Origin of the sequence: Enterovirga sp. (assembly GCF_035325185.1) — a bacterium.
GTDB lineage: Bacteria > Pseudomonadota > Alphaproteobacteria > Rhizobiales > Beijerinckiaceae > Enterovirga.
In genome coordinates, this window is sequence record NZ_DAOLAJ010000081.1 from 1 (window position 1) to 16,802 (window position 16,802).

Consider the following 16,802-nt stretch of genomic DNA (forward strand, 5'->3'; position numbering starts at 1 on the left):
GAGGTCGTCATCGTGGGGGCCGGGCCGGGCGATCCCGAGCTTCTGACGCTGAAGGCGATGCGCGAATTGCAGGCGGCGGACGTCATCGTCCACGACCGCCTCGTCACGCCCGCGATCCTGGAACTCGGGCGCCGCGAGGCGCGCCGCGTCCATGTCGGCAAGGAGGGGCACGGCGCCGCCTGCCGGCAGGAGGACATCTCCTCACTCCTCGTGGACCTCGCCTTGGCGGGAGAGCGTGTGGTGCGGCTGAAAGGCGGTGATCCCGCCATTTTCGGCCGCACCGGCGAGGAGGTCGCGGCCTGCCGCGAGGCCGGCGTGCCGGTGCGGATCGTTCCGGGAATCACGACCGCCAGCGCCGCCGCCGCGGCTCTTGGCGGCTCGCTGACCCACCGCGACCATGCGCGCCGGGTCGAGTTCGTGACCGGGCACGACCGCACTGGCCGCCTGCCGCAGGATCTCGACTTCGCCGCCCTGGCCGATCCGCGCACGACCCTCGTCGTCTACATGGCGCGGCGGACTGCCGCCGAACTGGCGCAGCGGCTGCTGCGGGAGGGGCGCGCGCCCGCGACGCCCGCGGAGGCGATGACGGACGTGTCGCGCCCGGACGCGGCGGTCGCCCCCATGACGCTGGGCGACCTCGCCCGCTCCGGCATTCCGCTGCCCGAGGGGCGGCCGGTGATCGTGCTGATCGGGGAGGCCCTGGGCGCCTGCGCCGCTTTCGAAGCGGCGGCCGCGACTCACGCGGCGGATTACTGAAGCCCGCTCGCGGCAGGCGCCGCTCAGCCGACCAGGGTCTTCAGCCAGGCCATCACGTAGCCGGCCGGGGCGCCGAGCGAAATCTGGTCGTGGAAAGCGACACGCGCGCCGAGCAGCGCGACGATGACCATCCAGAACGCGATGGAAGCAGACTTGAAGGTCATTCGAGAAGCAACCGATGCCGCCGATGTTTCAAGCTAGATAGCATTCCCTCTCAATGAGGGAATAGCCATCCGGCATAAAGACGATGATTTGCAATATCATCTTATTCAAGCGGAACGGAGTAATACCAATTTCTATCTTCAGCGGCGCAGAGAGAAATTCATTCTCTTTGCGCCGCCCCCGGCTCCGATCCCGAGCGCTTCAGCCGCTCACGATCCGCAAGCGGGCGGGCTTTGCGCCCCCGGATTCCGTCCCCTCCGCCGGGGACGGGAGAGCGGGAGGCCCCTCGGCCGGCCGGTAATCGGCCACGAGCGCCTGGAGCGCCGCCACCACCGCCGGCCCGTCATGCGCCTCGACCGCCGCCCGGAGCCGGCCGAGCCGCTCCTCCAGCGCCGCCGGATCGACCTCGCGCGAGGCGGCCGAGCGCACGCCGGGCACGGCCGTCGGATGCAGCTCCTCGCCGGCGCTCTCCAGGGCCTCGCGCAGGCGCTCGCCCGGACGCAGGCCCGTGAAGACGATCTCGATATCGATCTCGGGCTCGAGCCCCGCCAGCCGGATCATGCGGCGCGCGAGATCGACGATCCTGACAGGCTGGCCCATGTCCAGGACGTAGACGGGCGAGACCTCGGAGGAGCGCGCGCCCTCGGCGGAGGCCATCAGCACCAGCGTCACCGCCTCGCTGATGGTCATGAAATAGCGCTCCACATCGGGATGGGTGACCGTGATCGGGCCGCCGGCCTGAAGCTGCTCGGTGAAGAGCGGGATCACCGAGCCCGAGGAGCCGAGGACATTGCCGAAGCGCACGCTGAGGAAGCGGGTCGGCTCGCCGGCCGCGCGGCCGGCCACGGTGGCCGCCCCGGCCAGGGTGGCCGCCCCGGCCCGGTCCGCCGCCGCGAAGACGAGTTCTCCCGCGCGCTTGGTCGCGCCCAGCACCGAGACCGGATCGACCGCCTTGTCGGTCGAGATGAAGACGGCGCAGACCGCCCCGACCTCGCGCGCGAGGCGCGCCACCTCGCGGGTTCCGAGCGTGTTCGTGGCCGCGGCCGCGACCGGATGCGTCTCGACGAGATCGACATGCTTGAGAGCCGCCGCGTGGAAGACCAGTTCCGGGCGGAACTCCTCGAAAATGCCAGCGAGGTCGCGCGCGTCGCAGACGCTGCCGAGGTGCTGGCGGATCTCGGCCGAGGGATCGCGGGCGCGAAGCTCCTTGGCGATCGACCAGAGCGCCAGCTCCGAATGGTCGAGCAGGACCATGGCCTTCGGCCCCATGTCGAGGATCTGGCGGCACAGCTCCGAGCCGATGGAGCCGCCGGCGCCCGTGACCAGCACGCGCCGCCCCCCGGCCAGCGCCCGGACGGCGGAGAGATCCGCCTCGCGCGCGGAGCGGCCGAGAAGATCGTCGATGGCGACGGGGGCGAGCTTCACCGCGGCCTCGCCCTCGCCGATCTGCGTCATCGCCTCCGAGACGCGCACCGTCGCGAGGCCCAGGCGGCGGGCCGAGGCGACGAGGGCATCGACACCCTCGCTCTCCAGCACCTCGCGCGTCAGCACGAGGCGGCGCGGCTTGCGCCCGCGCTCGTCGAGACGGCGAAGCGTCTCCTCCAGATCCCCGAAGCCGCCGATGATGGGCACGCCGTGGATGGTGTCGCCGAGATGGCGCTCCTTCGGGGAGAGGAGCCCCACGGGATCGAGCGAGCTGATCTCGTCCCGGCGCAGGCGCCGGACGAGTTGCTCGGCCTGGTCGCCCACGCCCGCGATGAGGACGGGCATGCGGTAGGCGCCCTTGAAGGCGCGCCGGTCGCGCCGGCGGTTGCGATGCGCCCGGTAGAGGACGCGCGGCCCCGCCAGGAGCGCCACCTGCACCAGCCAATAGATGACGGGCACCGTCCGCGGAACGATCACGGCGCCGCGCGCGACGAAATCCGCCAGCGCCAGGAAGATCGCCGGAACGGTCACCGCGAGGGCGATCCGCGTGAGGTCGAGCGTCGAGACGTAGCGCCACGGCAGGCGCTGGAGGCCGGCGAACCAATAAGCCAGGGCCGCGAGGGGGATCGTGAGCGCGCAAACCACGGCGATGCGGTCGAGGCGCGCCAGGAACTCCACCTGCCCCCAGCGGAGGAAAAAGCTCACCAGCAGCGCCACGGCGGTCATCACGACGTCGTGCGCGACGATGATGATCTGACGACGGGTCAAAACGGGTCCCTGAAGGCGGCGCAGGCGCGCCGGTCGCCCTTCCCTATCACAATGGCGGGACGGGCACAGTCACCGCGCCCGCATGGGACTCCCGCATGAAGCCGGGCATGCGTCACGATCCAACCGCGGCGAGCACGGCGCGGGTCTCGACCTCGTCGTCCCAGCCATAGGCGGCGCGGAACCGCGACGAATCGACTTCGAGATCGCCGAAGAGCCGTCGCGCATGGCCGCCGAAACCGGCGAGCGAGGCGGCGAGGCGCATCGGGCCGAGGGGCACGGGCAGCAGACCCGGACGGCGCCCCATTCCCTGCCGCAGGGCCGCGACGATCTCTCCCGTCGAGAGGGGCGTCCTGTCGCCCAGCAGGTAGGTTCCCGGCCGCGGCCCCGCGAGGATCGCCTCGATCGCCGAGGCGAGATTGTCGAGCGAGAGCAGGGTGCGCCGGTTGCGCACCGCCCCGAAGGGCAAGGGGAACGGCAGGGCCGCGAGGCGCGCGAGGCTGCGCAGATTGCCGCCGACGCCCGCCCCCGCGATCAGCGGCGGGCGCAGGACGACCAGGGGCGGTCCCGCCGCGGCCAGGAGAGAAGTCTCCGCGGCGAGCTTGGAGCGGCCGTAGGGCGTCTCGGGCCGGGGCGGCGAGGTCTCGTCGAAAGGCCGCCCCGAAGGGCTCTCGCTCCCAAGGACCGTAATGCTGCTGACGAACACGAAGAGGCCGATCCCGGCTTCCGCCGACTGCTCGTAGAGACGAAGGGAGCCGAGATGGTTGATGCGGTCGAACAGCGCCGCTTCGGCCTCGGCCCGCTCGGGCGCAACATGGACATGGGCGGCGAGGTGGATGACGGTGCCGGCCTCCGCCAGAGCCTCACGCCAATCGGTATCCGGCCCGATTTCGCCGACCCTCACGATCCGGGCGCCGGCCGGCACCTCCCCTTGCCACGCGCTCCGGGTCGCGAGCGTCAGCTCGTGCCCCGCGCGGGCCAGCCGCGCGACGATGCGGCGGCCGACGAATCCCGTCGCGCCCGTGATCAGAATGCGTTTGCCGGCCATGGCGCCGAGTACCCGGCCCGGTGGCCGCGCTCAAGCGCCCGGCTTGATCGGCGCGGGCGGCTTTCGTACACGGCCCGCCATCGGCCGCCGGCACGGCGGCGCAGGCGGGTTGTCATGGATTCAGGCGTCGCCCGGGCGGTGACGGCAAGCATGGAGGCGCTGGCGCGGCTGGCCGCCTCGATCGAGAACCGCAGCGCCACCGTCGCGATCATCGGCCTCGGCTATGTGGGGCTGCCGCTCGCGGTCGCGGTCGGCGCGGCGGGCTTCCGGGTGCTGGGCCTCGATACCGATCCCGCCAAGGTCGAGAGCCTCGCGGCCGGCCGCTCCTATATCCGCCAGGTGAGCGAGGACGGCATCGGCCGGCTCCTCGCCGGCGGCCGCTTCGAGGCGACGTGCGATCCCGCCCGCCTGGGCGAGGCCGACGCGATCCTGATCTGCGTGCCGACGCCGCTCGGCCGGCACCGCGAGCCCGATCTCGGCTTCGTCGCGAGGACCGCCGAGGCGATCGCGGGGCGGCTGCGGCCCGGCCAACTCGTGGTGCTCGAATCGACGACCTATCCCGGGACGACCGACGAGATCGTCCGGCCGATCCTGGAGCGCTCCGGCCTGAAATCGGGGACCGACTTCCTGCTCGCCTATTCGCCGGAGCGCGAGGATCCCGGCAATCCCGTCCATGCCACGGCCGCGATCCCGAAGGTCGTCGCGGGCGACGGCGCGCTGGCGCAGAAGGCCGCCCTCGCCCTCTACGGGGCGGTGGTCGAGCGCGTCGTGCCCGTTTCTTCCCCGGCGGTGGCCGAGGCGGTCAAGCTGACGGAAAACGTGTTCCGGGCCGTCAACATCGCGCTCGTGAACGAGCTGAAGCTCGTCTACGGCGCGATGGGCATCGACGTCTGGGAGGTGATCGAGGCGGCGGCCACGAAGCCCTTCGGCTACATGCCGTTCCAGCCGGGGCCGGGCCTCGGCGGCCACTGCATCCCCATCGACCCCTTCTACCTCTCCTGGAAGGCGCGCGAATTCGACGTCTCCAGCCGCTTCATCGAGCTGGCGGGCGAGATCAACACCGCCATGCCGCGCCTCGTCGTCGAGCGCCTCGCCGCCGCCCTGGACGAGAAGGCCCGGCGCGGACTCGCCGATTCGGACATCCTCGTCCTCGGCCTCGCCTACAAGAAGAACGTCGACGACACGCGCGAGAGCCCGGCCCTGCGCCTCATCGAGCTGATCGAGGCGCGCGGCGCGCGCGCCGCCTATCACGACCCCCTGGTCCCCGTCCTGCCGCCGACCCGCGAGCATGCCGCCCTCGCCGGGCGCCGCTCGGTCCCGCTCACGGCGGAGGCCCTGGCGGGATTCGACGCGATCCTCCTCGCGACCGACCACGACGCGCTGGACTTGCCTCTCGTCGCGGCCCATGCGCGGCTGATCGTCGACACCCGCAACGCCTTCGCGCGGGCGGGCCTTTCCGGCCCCTCCGTCGTCAAGGCATGACCGTATCCTTGGAGCCCAGGATCCCATGACCAACCCGGCCCCGCCGACCATGCTGCCCTTCATCGATCTCGGCGCCCAGCGCCGCCGCCTCGGAACGGCGATCGACGAGGCGATCCTGCGGGTCGTCGATCACGGCGCCTATATCCTCGGGCCCGAGGTGACGGAATTCGAGCGCCGGCTCGCCGCCTTCTGCGGCGCGAAGCACGCCGTCTCGTGCAGCAACGGCACGGATGCGCTCAGCCTCGTCCTGATGGCGAAGGGTGCGCGCGAGGGTCAGGCGGTCCTCTGCCCGAGCTTCACCTACACGGCGACGGCCGAGGCGATCGCCCGGACGGGCGCGACGCCGCTCTTCGTGGATGTCCTCGAGGACACCTTCAACATGGACCCGGCGAGCCTCGAGAACGCGGTCAGGACCGCGCGGCATCTCAAGCTCGATCCGGTCGGCGTCATCCCCGTCGACATCTTCGGGCAGCCTGCCGATTACGACGCCATCGCCCCCGTCTGTGAGCGGGAGGGGCTGTGGATGCTCTGCGACGCCGCGCAGAGCTTCGGCTCGACCTACAAGGGACGCCGGGTCGGCACCTTCGGCCTCGCTACGACGACGAGCTTCTTCCCGGCGAAGCCCCTCGGCTGCTACGGCGACGGCGGCGCCGTCACGACGGACGACGACGATCTCGCCCGAACCCTGGTCTCGCTCCGCTTCCACGGCCTCACTGCCGACCGGACGGATCACGAGCGCTTCGGCATGACGGGCCGGCTCGACACCATCCAGGCCGCGATCCTCATCGAGAAGCTGAACATCTTCGAGGACGAGCTGGAGGCCCGCCAGAGGATCGCCGCGCGCTATGCCGAGGGCCTCGGCGACCTCGCCATCCCGCCGCATGTCCGGCCCGACTGCATGTCGAGCTGGGCCATCTACACGATCCGCGTGAAGCCCGAGCAGCGCGCCGGACTGGCCGCGCATCTGCGGGCGAAGGGCATCCCGACCGGCATGTACTATCCGAAGCCCGTCCACCGGCTGATGGCCTATAAGCATTTCCCGAGCGCCGGCAACGGCTTGCCCGTGACGGAGAAGCTGTCGCTCGACGTCGTCTCGCTCCCCATCCACCCCTATCTGGACGAGGAGACGCAGGACCGCATCATCGGCGAGGCGCGGGCGGCCCTGGCTTAAGGGATCGAGGGCCTTACGACGCCGAGCCGAGGAGGCCCGGCCGGACGAGCTGCGCGACGAGCGAGACCGTCAGGAGCAGCGCGAGGAGGGCCAGGATCGGCGCGAGCGCATGCTCGCGCAGGCCGATCTGGAAGACGGCGCCCCCGGAGGCGCCGACGGCGAAGGACATCCAGACGGCAAGATGCAGCTTCCAGGCGCCGGCGGGATCGCGCCCGAGGGCTCGCTGCGCGACGGCGTCGGCGAATCTGAAGGCCGTGCCCGTCACGAAGGTCGTTCCGGGATTGGAGCCGCGCGCCATCACCACGAGATGGTTCTGCGCACCCATGGCGAAGGCGAGCGGGGCGGTCGTCGCCAGGGGCATGCCGTGGCGCAGGTCGAGAAGCAACGCGACCGACAAGGCGGCCACCTCCAGCGCCAGGATGACCGGAAGGTTCCGGGAGCCGGCCTTCGCGGTCACGATGGAGCCGGTGAAGCTGCCGAGCATGAACAGCCCGATCAGCGTGGAAAAACCCAGGAGGGGAAGGAAGCTCCCCTCCCCCACGTGAATGCCGAGCTGGACCGTGTTTCCGCTCATGAACGAGGCATAGACCGCCCCGAGGCGCATGAAGCTCACCGCGTCGATCGCCCCTGCGCCGCCGGTCAGAAGCAATCCAAAGATGAAGCGCCGGATATTCATGGAAAGCACACCGGGCAGAAGAACAGTTCGCCCACAGTTGAGGGCGGGAGCGAGCGGGGTTATTGCTGCCGCGGGGTTCTGGCAAGGGGCCGCTCGGAGACTGCGCGGCCGGCCGGCGAGCCCGAGCCGCGAGGAGGCACACACCACCGTCATGCGCTGGATCGTGGCAGGCTTGCTCGCTCTCCTGGCGGCCTGGGGCTTTTACGTCGGCTCGCCCTATTATGCCGTCTACCGGCTCGGACGCGCCGTCGAGGCCGGCGACCTCGGGGAGATCCGGGACCGCGTGAACACGCGCGCCCTGCGCTATTCCATCGCACGGCAGATCGCCGCCGAGCTTGCGGCGGCCAAGCCGGCGAGCGGCATCACCACCCAGGACGCGCAGATCGCGGCCGCCATGGCTTTCGCCTTCGCCGACCCCCTGCTCGACACCCTCGTCCAGGAGGAGGGGCTGATCCGCCTGCTGCGGACCTCCCCGGTCGGCGACCCCACCGGGACGGCCTTCGGCAGCGGCTCGGTCGGGATCGAAGACCTGGACGATTTCCTGGCCTCGTCCCACTGGCGGGGCTTTCGCAACGTCTATGTCCTGCTGCCGCCGGGCGAGCCCAAGGAGTCGCGTTTCCGGCTCCAGCTTCGGCTCGGCAACTGGCGCTGGCGCCTGGTCTCGCTCGAATTGCCGCCCTACCTGATCCATCGCATCGCCGCCGAGCTGAAGCGCCGGACGGCCCGCTGACCCGCGGAAAGGCCGCCCATGTCGTCGGACCTCGATTTCGATCTCGACTTCTCTCCCGCCCCGGACAGGGCCGTCGCGGTCAGCCCTCTCGTCCGGCGCATTGTCGCCGCCAATCCGAGTCCCTTCACCTTCACCGGGACGTGCAGCTACATCGTCGGCCGCGGCACCGTCGCGCTCATCGATCCCGGCCCCGCCCGGCCGGAGCACGTCGAGGCGCTGCTCCGCGCCGTCTCGGGCGAGACGGTCTCGCATATCGTCGTGACCCACACCCATATGGACCATTCCCCCGGCGCGCGCCTCGTGCGGGAGGCGACCGGCGCGCCGATCGTCGGCTGCGGCCCGCATTTCGCCTCCCGGCCTCTCGCGGACGGCGAGGCGAACACGATGGAAGGCTCCGGCGACAGGGACCACGCGCCCGATCTCCAGATGCGCGACGGAGACGCGATCACCGGGCCCGGCTGGACGCTGGAAGCGGTCGCGACGCCGGGCCACACGGCCAATCACCTCGCCTTCGCCCTGCCGGAGGAGGAATCCTTGTTCTCGGCCGATCACGTGATGGCCTGGTCGACCACGATTGTCGGGCCCCCGGACGGGTCGATGACCGACTTCATGGCCTCTCTGGAAAAGCTCCGCGCCCGCTCCGAGCGGCTGTACTGGCCCGGCCATGGCGGCCCCGTGCGCGATCCGCAGCGCTACCTGCGCGCCCTGATCGGGCACCGGCGCGCGCGGGAAGCCTCGATCCTGACGCGCCTGCGCGCCGGCGACCGGCGCATCGGCGAGATCGTGCCGGCGATCTATCCCACCCTCAAGCCGCAACTCCTGCGGGCGGCGGCCCTGTCCACCTTCGCCCATCTCGAGGATCTCGTCGGCCGGGGTCTCGCCGTGACGGACGGAGCGCCCCGTCTCGAAGGGGAATATCGGCTGGCCTGACCCATAAGGGGCAACGGATACACGCCGCTGCCGGGTGCGCGCGCCTCACCCGGCCCACGCTTCGCGGCGCTCGGCCTCTCCCCGCCAGCGGGGAGAGGAGGGAGTGGGCCGCTGGCCGCTTGCCCCCGAGGCCCTGCCGCGGCTAGGCAGCGGCGATGCTCCACATCTCAGACCTCAGCTACCGCATCGGCGAGCGGCTGATCCTAGACGGCGCCGGCGCGGCGCTTCCGCCGGATGCGCGCGTCGGGCTGGTCGGCCGCAACGGCGCCGGCAAATCCACCCTGTTCCGGCTGATCGAGGGCGAGATCGCCTCCGAATCCGGATCGATCTCCCTGCCTCGCAACACCCGCATCGGCGCCGTCGCGCAGGAAGCGCCGAGCGGCCCCGAGACGCTGGTCGAAGTGGTCCTCGCGGCGGATCGCGAGCGCGCCGCGCTGCTCGCGGAAGCGGAGGGTGCCGAGGGCCTGCGCCGGGCCGAGATCGAGACCCGGCTCGCCGATATCGGCGCCCATGCCGCCCCCGCCCGCGCCGCGACGATCCTGCACGGCCTCGGCTTCGATTCGGAAGCCCAGCAGCGCCCCTGCTCGGATTTCTCGGGCGGCTGGCGGATGCGCGTCGCGCTCGCCGCCGTGCTCTTCGCCGAGCCCGACCTTCTGCTCCTCGACGAGCCGACGAACTATCTCGACCTCGAAGGCACGCTCTGGCTCTACGATTACCTCGGCAAATACCCGCACACGGTGCTGGTCATCAGCCACGACCGCGACCTGCTCGAAAGCTCCGTCGACCACATCCTGCATCTGGAGCGGGGCAAGCTGACCCTCTATCGCGGCGGCTATTCCTCCTTCGCGCGGCAATATGCGGAGAAGCGCCGCCTGGAGGCGAAATTCGCGGCCAAGCAGGAGGCCGAGCGCAAGCATCTCCAGGCTTTCGTGGATCGCTTCCGGGCCAAGGCGTCCAAGGCGCGCCAGGCGCAGTCGCGCCTGAAGCGCCTCGCCAAGATGGAGCCGGCCTCCGTTTCGATCGACGAGACGACGCTGCCCTTCCACCTCCCCTCGCCGGACCGGCCACTCTCCCCTCCCCTCGTCTCGCTCGAAGGCGTCGCGGCGGGCTATGGCGAGCGCACCATCCTCAAGCGGCTGGACCTGACCATCCTGCCGGACGACCGCATCGCCCTTCTCGGGCAGAACGGACGGGGCAAATCGACCTTCTGCAAGCTGATCGGCGGCCGGCTCGATCCGCTGGGCGGAACGATCACCCGCTCGCCGAAGCTCGACGTCGCCTATTTCGCCCAGCACCAGCTCGACGAGCTGCGTCCGGCCGCGACGCCCTTCATCCAGGTCGCCGAGCGCATGCCGGGCCAGCCGGAGGCGCGCATCCGGTCTCGCTGCGCCCAGTTCGGCTTTCCGGGCCAGAAGGCGGATACGCGGATCTCCAACCTCTCCGGCGGCGAGAAGGCGCGGCTTCTCATGGGACTCGCTGCCTTCGACGGTCCCCATATGCTCATCCTGGACGAGCCGACCAACCATCTCGACATCGACAGCCGCACCGCGCTCATGGAGGCGATCAACGATTTCGAGGGCGCGGTCATCCTCGTCAGCCACGACCGCTTCCTCGTCGAAGCCTGCGCCGACCGGCTCTGGCTCGTGGGGGACGGTGCCGTGAAGCCCTTCGAGGGCGACATGGACGACTACCGCCGCTACGTCCTCAGCGGCGAGGCCGAGCCGCCGAAGCCGAAATCCGAGGAGCGCGGCTCCGACAAGGCCGAGGATCGGCGCCTTGCCGCCGAGCGCCGCGCCTCCCTCGCGCCGCTCCGCAAGAAGCTCCATGCGCTCGAAATCCGCATGGACAAGCTCGGCACGGCCATCGGCAAGATCGACGAGGCCATGGCGGGCGGGCGGGCCTATCGCGAGGACCCGGCCAAGGCGGGCGAGCTGGCCCGCATGCGCGGCGAGGCCGCCGAGGCCCTCGCCAAGGCCGAGGAGGAATGGCTGGAACTGTCCGGCCAGATCGAGGAGGCTTGACCCGCCCGTCCCGATCCGAAACCGTGACCGCCGGAACGACGGACGAGGCATGACGAATCTCAGCGGCCTTTCGGCCTTTCCGATCACACCCGCTGATGCGGCCGGCATCGTGGATCGCGAGGCCCTGCGCCGAATCGTGCGCCGGCTGGTCGAGGCGGGGGTCGATTCGATCGGGCTCCTCGGCTCGACGGGCACCTATGCCTATCTCACGCGCGAGCAGCGCCGGCTCGCGATCGAGGCCGCCATGGCCGAGGCGGGAGGAAAGGTGCCGGTTCTCGTCGGGGTGGGCGCGCTGCGCACCGACGAGGCGGTGAAGCTCGCACAGGATGCGAAGGCGGCGGGCGCCGCCGCGGGACTTCTCGCCCCGGTCTCCTACACTCCGCTGACGAATGACGAGGTCTACGAGCATTTCGTCACGGTCGGGCGCGAGAGCGGGCTGCCGCTCTGCATCTACGACAATCCAGCGACGACCCATTTCACCTTCACGCCGGGCCTCGTCGGGCGCCTCAGCCGCCTGGACGGGATCGTCGCCCTGAAGACCGGCGCACAGCCGAAGGAGCAGGTCGGCGCCCAGCTCCGCACGCTGCGGGAGGCGGTTCGGCACCGCTTCTCCATCGGTTGCAGCATCGACATCAACGCCCCCGAGGCGCTGCTCGCCGGGGCCGAGACCTGGTACAGCGTCATCGGCGGCACGCTGCCGCGGGCCTGCCTCGCCGTCACGCGCGCGGCCCAGGCCGGCGATGCAGCCGAAGCCCGCCGCCTCCATGCGGCGATGGAGCCGATCTGGGAAACCTTCCGGGCTCATACGAGCCTGCGCGTGGTCTATGTCCTCGCCGATCTCCTCGGCCTCTGCCGGGCCGAGCCGCCCCGCCCGATCCTGCCGCTCGGCGATTGGGTGCGCGGCGAGATCGCAGGAGCCCTGAAGCGCCTGCCGGCGGAACTCACGGGCTGATGCGGCATCCGGCGGGTCGCATCGTTTACGAAATCCGATAGATCAACTCGGCCCGTTCTCTCTTGGTCGTCATGGCCGGGCTTGTCCCGGCCATCCACGCCTTCCCGCGCGCTCCGTAGTGAACGGGTTCGCAAGCGGCTGCCGCGTTCGTGGATGGCCGGGACGAGCCCGGCCATGACGAGCGAGGGAGAAAAACAGCCGAGCCCGAGCCAGAAGCGGTATGACGGAGGGGCGTCAGCGACGCCTCATGCCGCCCCGGAAAGGCGGGCGCGGGCCGGGCGCCGAGCGCTCGTCCTTGTGGCGGAAGATCAGCCGGCCCTTCTCCAGGTCGTAGGGAGACATCTCGACCGTCACGCGGTCGCCGGCCAACGTCTTGATCCGGTTCTTCTTCATCTTGCCGGCGGTGTAGGCGATGATCTCATGGCCGCTGTCGAGCTGCACCCGGAACCGCGTATCGGGCAACGCCTCAAGCACGAGACCTTCGAACTGAATCAGTTCCTCTTTCGCCATGTGAACCCATGATCCTTCGCGCCGACAAACCCGGCACGGCGTCGCTCTATACGAGAAATGCCGATGGCGCGACGCAAAAAGCCATGCGCACGGGGGCGCAGCGTCGCAACTGTGTAATTCTAGGGTAGCGGGCGCCGCATGGCAAGACATCGTCATCCCGGCCGATGACGGCTTCCGCGGAACCTTCGCGCAATGCTAGTTGCTCCCATGCTCGAAGGCCTGCCCCCTCATGCGCCGACCCATGTCATGCGTCTGGCGACGGACGAAAGCCGGGCGCGCGCGCTGACGGAACTCCTCGGCGAGGTCTTCGATCCGGCCGAGACGGCGGTCGCGGCCTTCGAGGCCGAGGACGGCAGGACCTGGCGGCTCGAAGCCTATTTCGCCGTCGAGCCCGACGAAGACGCGATCCGCGAGCTGGCGCGGTCGGTGATCGGGGATGCGATCGACGAAGCCCGGTTCGACACGCTGGAAGGAGCCGACTGGGTGCGGACCTCGCTCGAGGGCCTGCCGCCCGTGCGGATCTGGCGCTTCCTGGTCCACGGCTCGCACGACCGCGCCAGGGTGCGGCCGAACGACCTCCCCATCGAGATCGAGGCGGCGCTCGCCTTCGGCACCGGCCATCACGGCACGACGAGCGGCTGCCTCGCCGCCCTCGCGGCGGAACTGAAGCAGCGCCGTCCGCGCCGGGTGCTCGATGTCGGGACGGGAACCGGCATCCTCGCCTTCGCAGCGGCCCGGGCCCTGAAGTCGCGGATCGTCGCCGGCGACATCGATCCCGTGGCCGTCGAGGTCGCGCGGGCCAATGCGCGGCTGAACGGCGTCGGGCCCCATCTCGCCTTCTATGTCGGCGCGGGGACGCGGCACGATCTCGTCCGGCGCGGACCGCGCTTCGATCTCGTCTTCGCCAATATCCTGGCCCGGCCGCTGGCGAGGCTCGCCCGGCCGATCTCGGCCCGCCTTGCGCCGGGCGGCACGCTGGTCCTCTCCGGGCTGCTCGAACGCGACGTTCCCGGCATTCTCGCCGCCTACCGGATGCAGGGCCTCGCGCTCCGGCGGCGTTCCGTCCGCGAGGGCTGGGCGACGCTCGTCCTGCGGCGCGGCGGCGCAGCCCCCTGTCCGAGGGAGAGACGATGAAAGCCCTGTTCCAGACCTTCGAGGACCTTGCCTCCCCCTCCCAGGGGACGCAGCGGATTCCGCTCCTGCGCGCGGAACTCGCCCGCCGCGGGCTCGACGGCTTCATCGTCCCGCGCGCCGACGAGCACCAGTCCGAATACGTGCCCCCCCATGCCGAGCGCCTCGCCTGGCTGACCGGCTTCACCGGCTCGGCCGGAACGGCGGTGATCCTGAAGGACAAGGCGGCGATCGTGGTCGACGGCCGCTATACGCTCCAGGCCGCCCAGCAGGTCGACGGGGCGCTGCTCACGGTCGTCCCGCAGGCCGAGACGACGGCGGAAGCCTGGATCGAGGCGGAACTCGGCTCCGCCACGCTCGGCTACGATCCGTGGCTGCACACCGCGAGCGCCGTCGAGGCCCTGGCCAAGGCCGTGTCGCGAGCGGACGGAAGCCTCGTCCCGGTCGAAAGCAACCCCGTCGATGCCATCTGGGCCGACCGCCCCGCGCCGCCCTGCGCGCCCATCGCGCTCCAGCCCCAGGCCCTGGCCGGAGAAGATGCGGGCGCAAAGCTCGAACGCCTGCGCGAGCGGCTGGCCAAGGGACGGCTCGACGGCCTCGTCGTCTCCGATCCGCAGAACCTCGCCTGGCTCTTCAATATCCGCGGTGGCGACGTCGCCCACACGCCTCTCGCCCTCGGCTATGCGCTGGTGCCGCGGGAGGGCCGGCCGGTCCTGCTGATGGAGGCGGCCAAGATCTCCAACGAAGTCGGCGCCGTCCTCGGCGAGGTGGCGGAGATCGCCCCGCCCGAACGCCTCGCGGAGGAGATCGGGCGGCTCGGCCCGGCCGACGGCCGGATCAGGATCGACGCGGCGACGGGCGCGCAGGAACTCGACGGCCTCGTCGAGGCATCCTGCCGCGTCGCCGATCGCGGGCCGGACCCGCTGACCCTCATGAAGGCGGTGAAGAACGGAGCCGAGATCGCCGGCACCCGCGCCGCCCATCTGCGCGACGGCCTCGCCGTGACGCGCTTCCTGCGCTGGCTGGCCGAGGAGGCGCCCAAAGGCGATGTCGGCGAGATCGGCGCCGTGGAGGCGCTGGAGACCTTCCGCCGCGAAACCGGGCTCCTGCGCGACGTCTCCTTTCCGACGATCTCGGGCTCGGGCCCGAACGGGGCGATCGTGCATTATCGCGTCACCCACGCCAGCGACCGCAAGCTCGCGGCGGGCGAGCTCTATCTCGTCGATTCCGGCGCGCAGTACCAGGACGGCACCACCGACATCACCCGGACGGTGGCGATCGGACAGCCCTCGGCCGAGATGCGCGAGCGCTTCACCCGCGTCCTCAAGGGACATATTGCCGTGGCCCGCGCCGTCTTCCCCAAGGGAACCTCGGGAGCGCAGATCGATTCCTTCGCGCGGCGTCCGCTCTGGGAGGCGGGACTCGATTTCGACCACGGCACCGGCCACGGCGTCGGCTCGTATCTCTCGGTCCACGAGGGGCCGCAGCGCATCTCCAAGCTCGGCACGGTCGCGCTCGAGCCGGGCATGATCCTCTCGAACGAGCCGGGCTACTACAAGGCCGGCGCCTACGGCATCCGCATCGAGAACCTGATCCTCGTCGAGACCCGCGAGATCGCGGGCGGCGAGCGCCAGATGCTCGGCTTCGAGACGCTGACCCTGGCCCCGATCGACCTCGCGCTGGTCGAGCCGACGCTGATGGAGAGCGGGGAGATCGCCTGGCTCGACGCCTATCACGCGCGCGTCCGCGAGGCGCTGTCGGAGGGGCTCGACGAGGCGACGCGGGACTGGCTGGCAGTGGCCACGAGGCCGCTCGGCGAGAGGAGACCGGCATGAAGGGAACGAGATCGGCGGCCCTGATCCTGGCCGCTTTCGCGGCGAGCGGTGCGCTCGCCCAGAAGAGCCGGGTCGACGAGGTGGAATATCGCTACCTCGCCTTCAGCGACGGCGAAGCCGGCGAGCAGCACATCACCCTCGACGGCGTGCTCCAATACAAGCGCGAGGCGGGAGAACGCAGCGGAGCCTGGACGCTCGACATCTGCTTCCCGCGCCGGCCCGAGCTTGCGGCCTTCGACAGGCTCTCGGCTCCGGCGAAAGCCACGGGCGGCGTCTATACCGCCTCGGGCCAGAGCGGCGTCGATGCCATCCCGGTCTCGGCGCGGATCGAAACGAAGAAGGACGGCGATTCCATCTCGCTGAGCGGCGAGATCCGGGCCGGCCGGCAGGTCTTCACGATCAGCGAAACCTCGGCCCGCTTCCAGACCGGGATCGGCAATGAGGGCGGCGGCAGCCCCAACTCCTTCGGCTCGCTCCTGCCGAACGAGATCTCGGTCAAGGTCCCGTCGGCCTCGCTGCGGGCGATGCTCGACCTCCTGCGCCGCGAGAAGGCCCTGGTGCTCGCGAATCAGCTCGTCCCAGGCTGCTCCGACCTGCGGGAAGGGGCGCAATATGTGCGCCTGCAAGCGCCGCCGGACACGATGCCGCGGCTCGCCGAGGCGCTGAAATCGATCCCCGACGCCGAGGTACGCCTCGCGGAGAACTACACCAACGCCGACGGCGTCTCGCTTCCCGCCGCCATGGCGAAGGAGACCGCAGAGGCCGTGACCCGCCGCTTCGCCGAGACGGCGGCGAAGCTTCTCGGCGCGGAGGGCGACGCCCGCATCGCGAGCCGGGCTGAAACGGGCGAGCAAGTCGTGACGCTGACGCGACAGACCGAGACCGCGAGCGCCCTCGGGCTGCACGAGGAGATCGCGATCACGACGCTTCTTGCTCCCGATGTCGACAGCAAGGGTGGCAAGGCGCTCTACCTCACCCAGATCGGCTCGCGCTTCGTCGATCCCGCGCCCGCGCCGCTCGCCCTGGCGCAGGACGAATGGGAGAGCAGCGCCTATACTGACATCATCCCACGGCGTCTCTCCCTGTCCCTCGTCAACGCCTTCGCCCATGAGATCGGAGGCGAGGCGAAGTCTTTCACCGGCGCCCGCTGAGCGGCCGGCGGCAGCTCGCAGGGGAACCCTCCCCCCGCTTGCGGCGGGGGGGGGGGG

15 protein-coding genes are annotated in these 16,802 nt (G+C 70.8%); 10 read left to right on the top strand and 5 right to left on the bottom strand.

Features of this window, described 5'->3' with window-relative positions; all coding sequences use genetic code 11:
• A partial coding sequence (gene cobA / locus PKD06_RS14450) for a uroporphyrinogen-III C-methyltransferase (protein ID WP_324381241.1) occupies positions 1-756 on the top strand: 756 nt, incomplete at its 5' end.
• Positions 757-779: 23 nt separating this feature from the next.
• On the opposite strand, the gene PKD06_RS14455 is transcribed toward cobA, so the two are convergent.
• The 3 genes from PKD06_RS14455 to PKD06_RS14465 form a co-directional block, all read right to left on the bottom strand.
• Positions 780-920: a hypothetical protein gene (locus PKD06_RS14455; RefSeq protein WP_324381243.1), complete on the bottom strand. Its 141-nt coding sequence runs from the start codon at positions 918-920 to the stop codon at positions 780-782.
• A gap of 199 nt (positions 921-1,119) precedes the next feature.
• The gene (locus PKD06_RS14460; protein ID WP_324381245.1) at positions 1,120-3,111 is read right to left on the bottom strand and encodes a nucleoside-diphosphate sugar epimerase/dehydratase; all 1,992 of its coding nucleotides are present in this window, start codon (positions 3,109-3,111) and stop codon (positions 1,120-1,122) included.
• A 112-nt stretch (positions 3,112-3,223) separates the two neighbouring features.
• A complete protein-coding gene (locus PKD06_RS14465; protein WP_324381247.1) occupies positions 3,224-4,156 on the bottom strand; it encodes an NAD-dependent epimerase/dehydratase family protein in 933 nt (310 codons plus the stop codon).
• Positions 4,157-4,306: 150 nt separating this feature from the next.
• Here PKD06_RS14465 and PKD06_RS14470 point away from each other — a divergent pair, with 150 nt between their 5' ends.
• Both PKD06_RS14470 and PKD06_RS14475 read left to right on the top strand, forming a co-directional pair.
• Positions 4,307-5,638, top strand: coding sequence for a nucleotide sugar dehydrogenase (locus PKD06_RS14470; protein ID WP_324381269.1), 1,332 nt, complete (start codon positions 4,307-4,309; stop codon positions 5,636-5,638).
• Positions 5,639-5,663: 25 nt separating this feature from the next.
• Positions 5,664-6,809 carry a DegT/DnrJ/EryC1/StrS family aminotransferase gene (locus PKD06_RS14475; protein ID WP_324381249.1) on the top strand — a complete coding sequence of 382 codons (1,146 nt, stop codon included), beginning with the start codon at positions 5,664-5,666 and terminating at the stop codon, positions 6,807-6,809.
• Positions 6,810-6,822: 13 nt separating this feature from the next.
• On the opposite strand, the gene PKD06_RS14480 is transcribed toward PKD06_RS14475, so the two are convergent.
• A complete protein-coding gene (locus tag PKD06_RS14480; RefSeq protein ID WP_324381252.1) occupies positions 6,823-7,485 on the bottom strand; it encodes a YoaK family protein in 663 nt (220 codons plus the stop codon).
• Between the two features lie 151 nt (positions 7,486-7,636).
• On the opposite strand from PKD06_RS14480, the gene PKD06_RS14485 reads away from it, so the two are divergent.
• The 4 genes from PKD06_RS14485 to PKD06_RS14500 all read left to right on the top strand — a co-directional run bounded on the left by PKD06_RS14485 (position 7,637) and on the right by PKD06_RS14500 (position 12,118).
• Entirely contained in the window at positions 7,637-8,215 is a 579-nt protein-coding gene (locus tag PKD06_RS14485; protein ID WP_324381253.1) for a DUF2939 domain-containing protein, read from the top strand.
• 18 nt (positions 8,216-8,233) lie between these two features.
• A complete protein-coding gene (locus tag PKD06_RS14490; RefSeq protein ID WP_324381255.1) occupies positions 8,234-9,145 on the top strand; it encodes an MBL fold metallo-hydrolase in 912 nt (303 codons plus the stop codon).
• Between the two features lie 155 nt (positions 9,146-9,300).
• Positions 9,301-11,166, top strand: a complete 1,866-nt coding sequence (locus tag PKD06_RS14495) for an ABC-F family ATP-binding cassette domain-containing protein (protein ID WP_324381257.1) — start codon at positions 9,301-9,303, stop codon at positions 11,164-11,166.
• A 49-nt stretch (positions 11,167-11,215) separates the two neighbouring features.
• Positions 11,216-12,118: a dihydrodipicolinate synthase family protein gene (locus PKD06_RS14500; protein WP_324381259.1), complete on the top strand. Its 903-nt coding sequence runs from the start codon at positions 11,216-11,218 to the stop codon at positions 12,116-12,118.
• Positions 12,119-12,352: 234 nt separating this feature from the next.
• On the opposite strand, the gene infA is transcribed toward PKD06_RS14500, so the two are convergent.
• A complete protein-coding gene (gene infA / locus PKD06_RS14505; protein ID WP_324381261.1) occupies positions 12,353-12,628 on the bottom strand; it encodes a translation initiation factor IF-1 in 276 nt (91 codons plus the stop codon).
• 207 nt (positions 12,629-12,835) lie between these two features.
• Between infA and PKD06_RS14510 the strand changes: the two genes are divergently transcribed.
• From PKD06_RS14510 to PKD06_RS14520, 3 genes are read left to right on the top strand one after another with little or no spacing between them, the layout of a single operon-like run.
• Positions 12,836-13,762, top strand: coding sequence for a 50S ribosomal protein L11 methyltransferase (locus PKD06_RS14510; protein ID WP_324381263.1), 927 nt, complete (start codon positions 12,836-12,838; stop codon positions 13,760-13,762).
• Positions 13,759-15,594 carry an aminopeptidase P family protein gene (locus PKD06_RS14515; RefSeq protein WP_324381265.1) on the top strand — a complete coding sequence of 612 codons (1,836 nt, stop codon included), beginning with the start codon at positions 13,759-13,761 and terminating at the stop codon, positions 15,592-15,594. Before PKD06_RS14510 ends, PKD06_RS14515 begins: the two co-directional genes overlap by 4 nt.
• Complete coding sequence (locus PKD06_RS14520) at positions 15,591-16,745, top strand: hypothetical protein (RefSeq protein WP_324381267.1); 1,155 nt, start codon at positions 15,591-15,593, stop codon at positions 16,743-16,745. Before PKD06_RS14515 ends, PKD06_RS14520 begins: the two co-directional genes overlap by 4 nt.
• Positions 16,746-16,802: the final 57 nt, after the last annotated feature.

Bases quoted from the DNA above. Each gene is read 5' to 3' on its own strand.
- PKD06_RS14490 (WP_324381255.1), top strand. From the start codon at position 8,234: ATGTCGTCGGACCTCGATTTCGATCTCGACTTCTCTCCCGCCCCGGAC.
- PKD06_RS14465 (WP_324381247.1), bottom strand. From the start codon at position 4,156: ATGGCCGGCAAACGCATTCTGATCACGGGCGCGACGGGATTCGTCGGC.
- PKD06_RS14510 (WP_324381263.1), top strand. From the start codon at position 12,836: ATGCTCGAAGGCCTGCCCCCTCATGCGCCGACCCATGTCATGCGTCTG.
- PKD06_RS14470 (WP_324381269.1), top strand. From the start codon at position 4,307: ATGGAGGCGCTGGCGCGGCTGGCCGCCTCGATCGAGAACCGCAGCGCC.
- infA (WP_324381261.1), bottom strand. From the start codon at position 12,628: ATGGCGAAAGAGGAACTGATTCAGTTCGAAGGTCTCGTGCTTGAGGCG.
- PKD06_RS14475 (WP_324381249.1), top strand. From the start codon at position 5,664: ATGACCAACCCGGCCCCGCCGACCATGCTGCCCTTCATCGATCTCGGC.
- PKD06_RS14485 (WP_324381253.1), top strand. From the start codon at position 7,637: ATGCGCTGGATCGTGGCAGGCTTGCTCGCTCTCCTGGCGGCCTGGGGC.
- PKD06_RS14515 (WP_324381265.1), top strand. From the start codon at position 13,759: ATGAAAGCCCTGTTCCAGACCTTCGAGGACCTTGCCTCCCCCTCCCAG.
- PKD06_RS14520 (WP_324381267.1), top strand. From the start codon at position 15,591: ATGAAGGGAACGAGATCGGCGGCCCTGATCCTGGCCGCTTTCGCGGCG.
- PKD06_RS14495 (WP_324381257.1), top strand. From the start codon at position 9,301: ATGCTCCACATCTCAGACCTCAGCTACCGCATCGGCGAGCGGCTGATC.
- PKD06_RS14455 (WP_324381243.1), bottom strand. From the start codon at position 920: ATGACCTTCAAGTCTGCTTCCATCGCGTTCTGGATGGTCATCGTCGCG.
- PKD06_RS14480 (WP_324381252.1), bottom strand. From the start codon at position 7,485: ATGAATATCCGGCGCTTCATCTTTGGATTGCTTCTGACCGGCGGCGCA.
- PKD06_RS14500 (WP_324381259.1), top strand. From the start codon at position 11,216: ATGACGAATCTCAGCGGCCTTTCGGCCTTTCCGATCACACCCGCTGAT.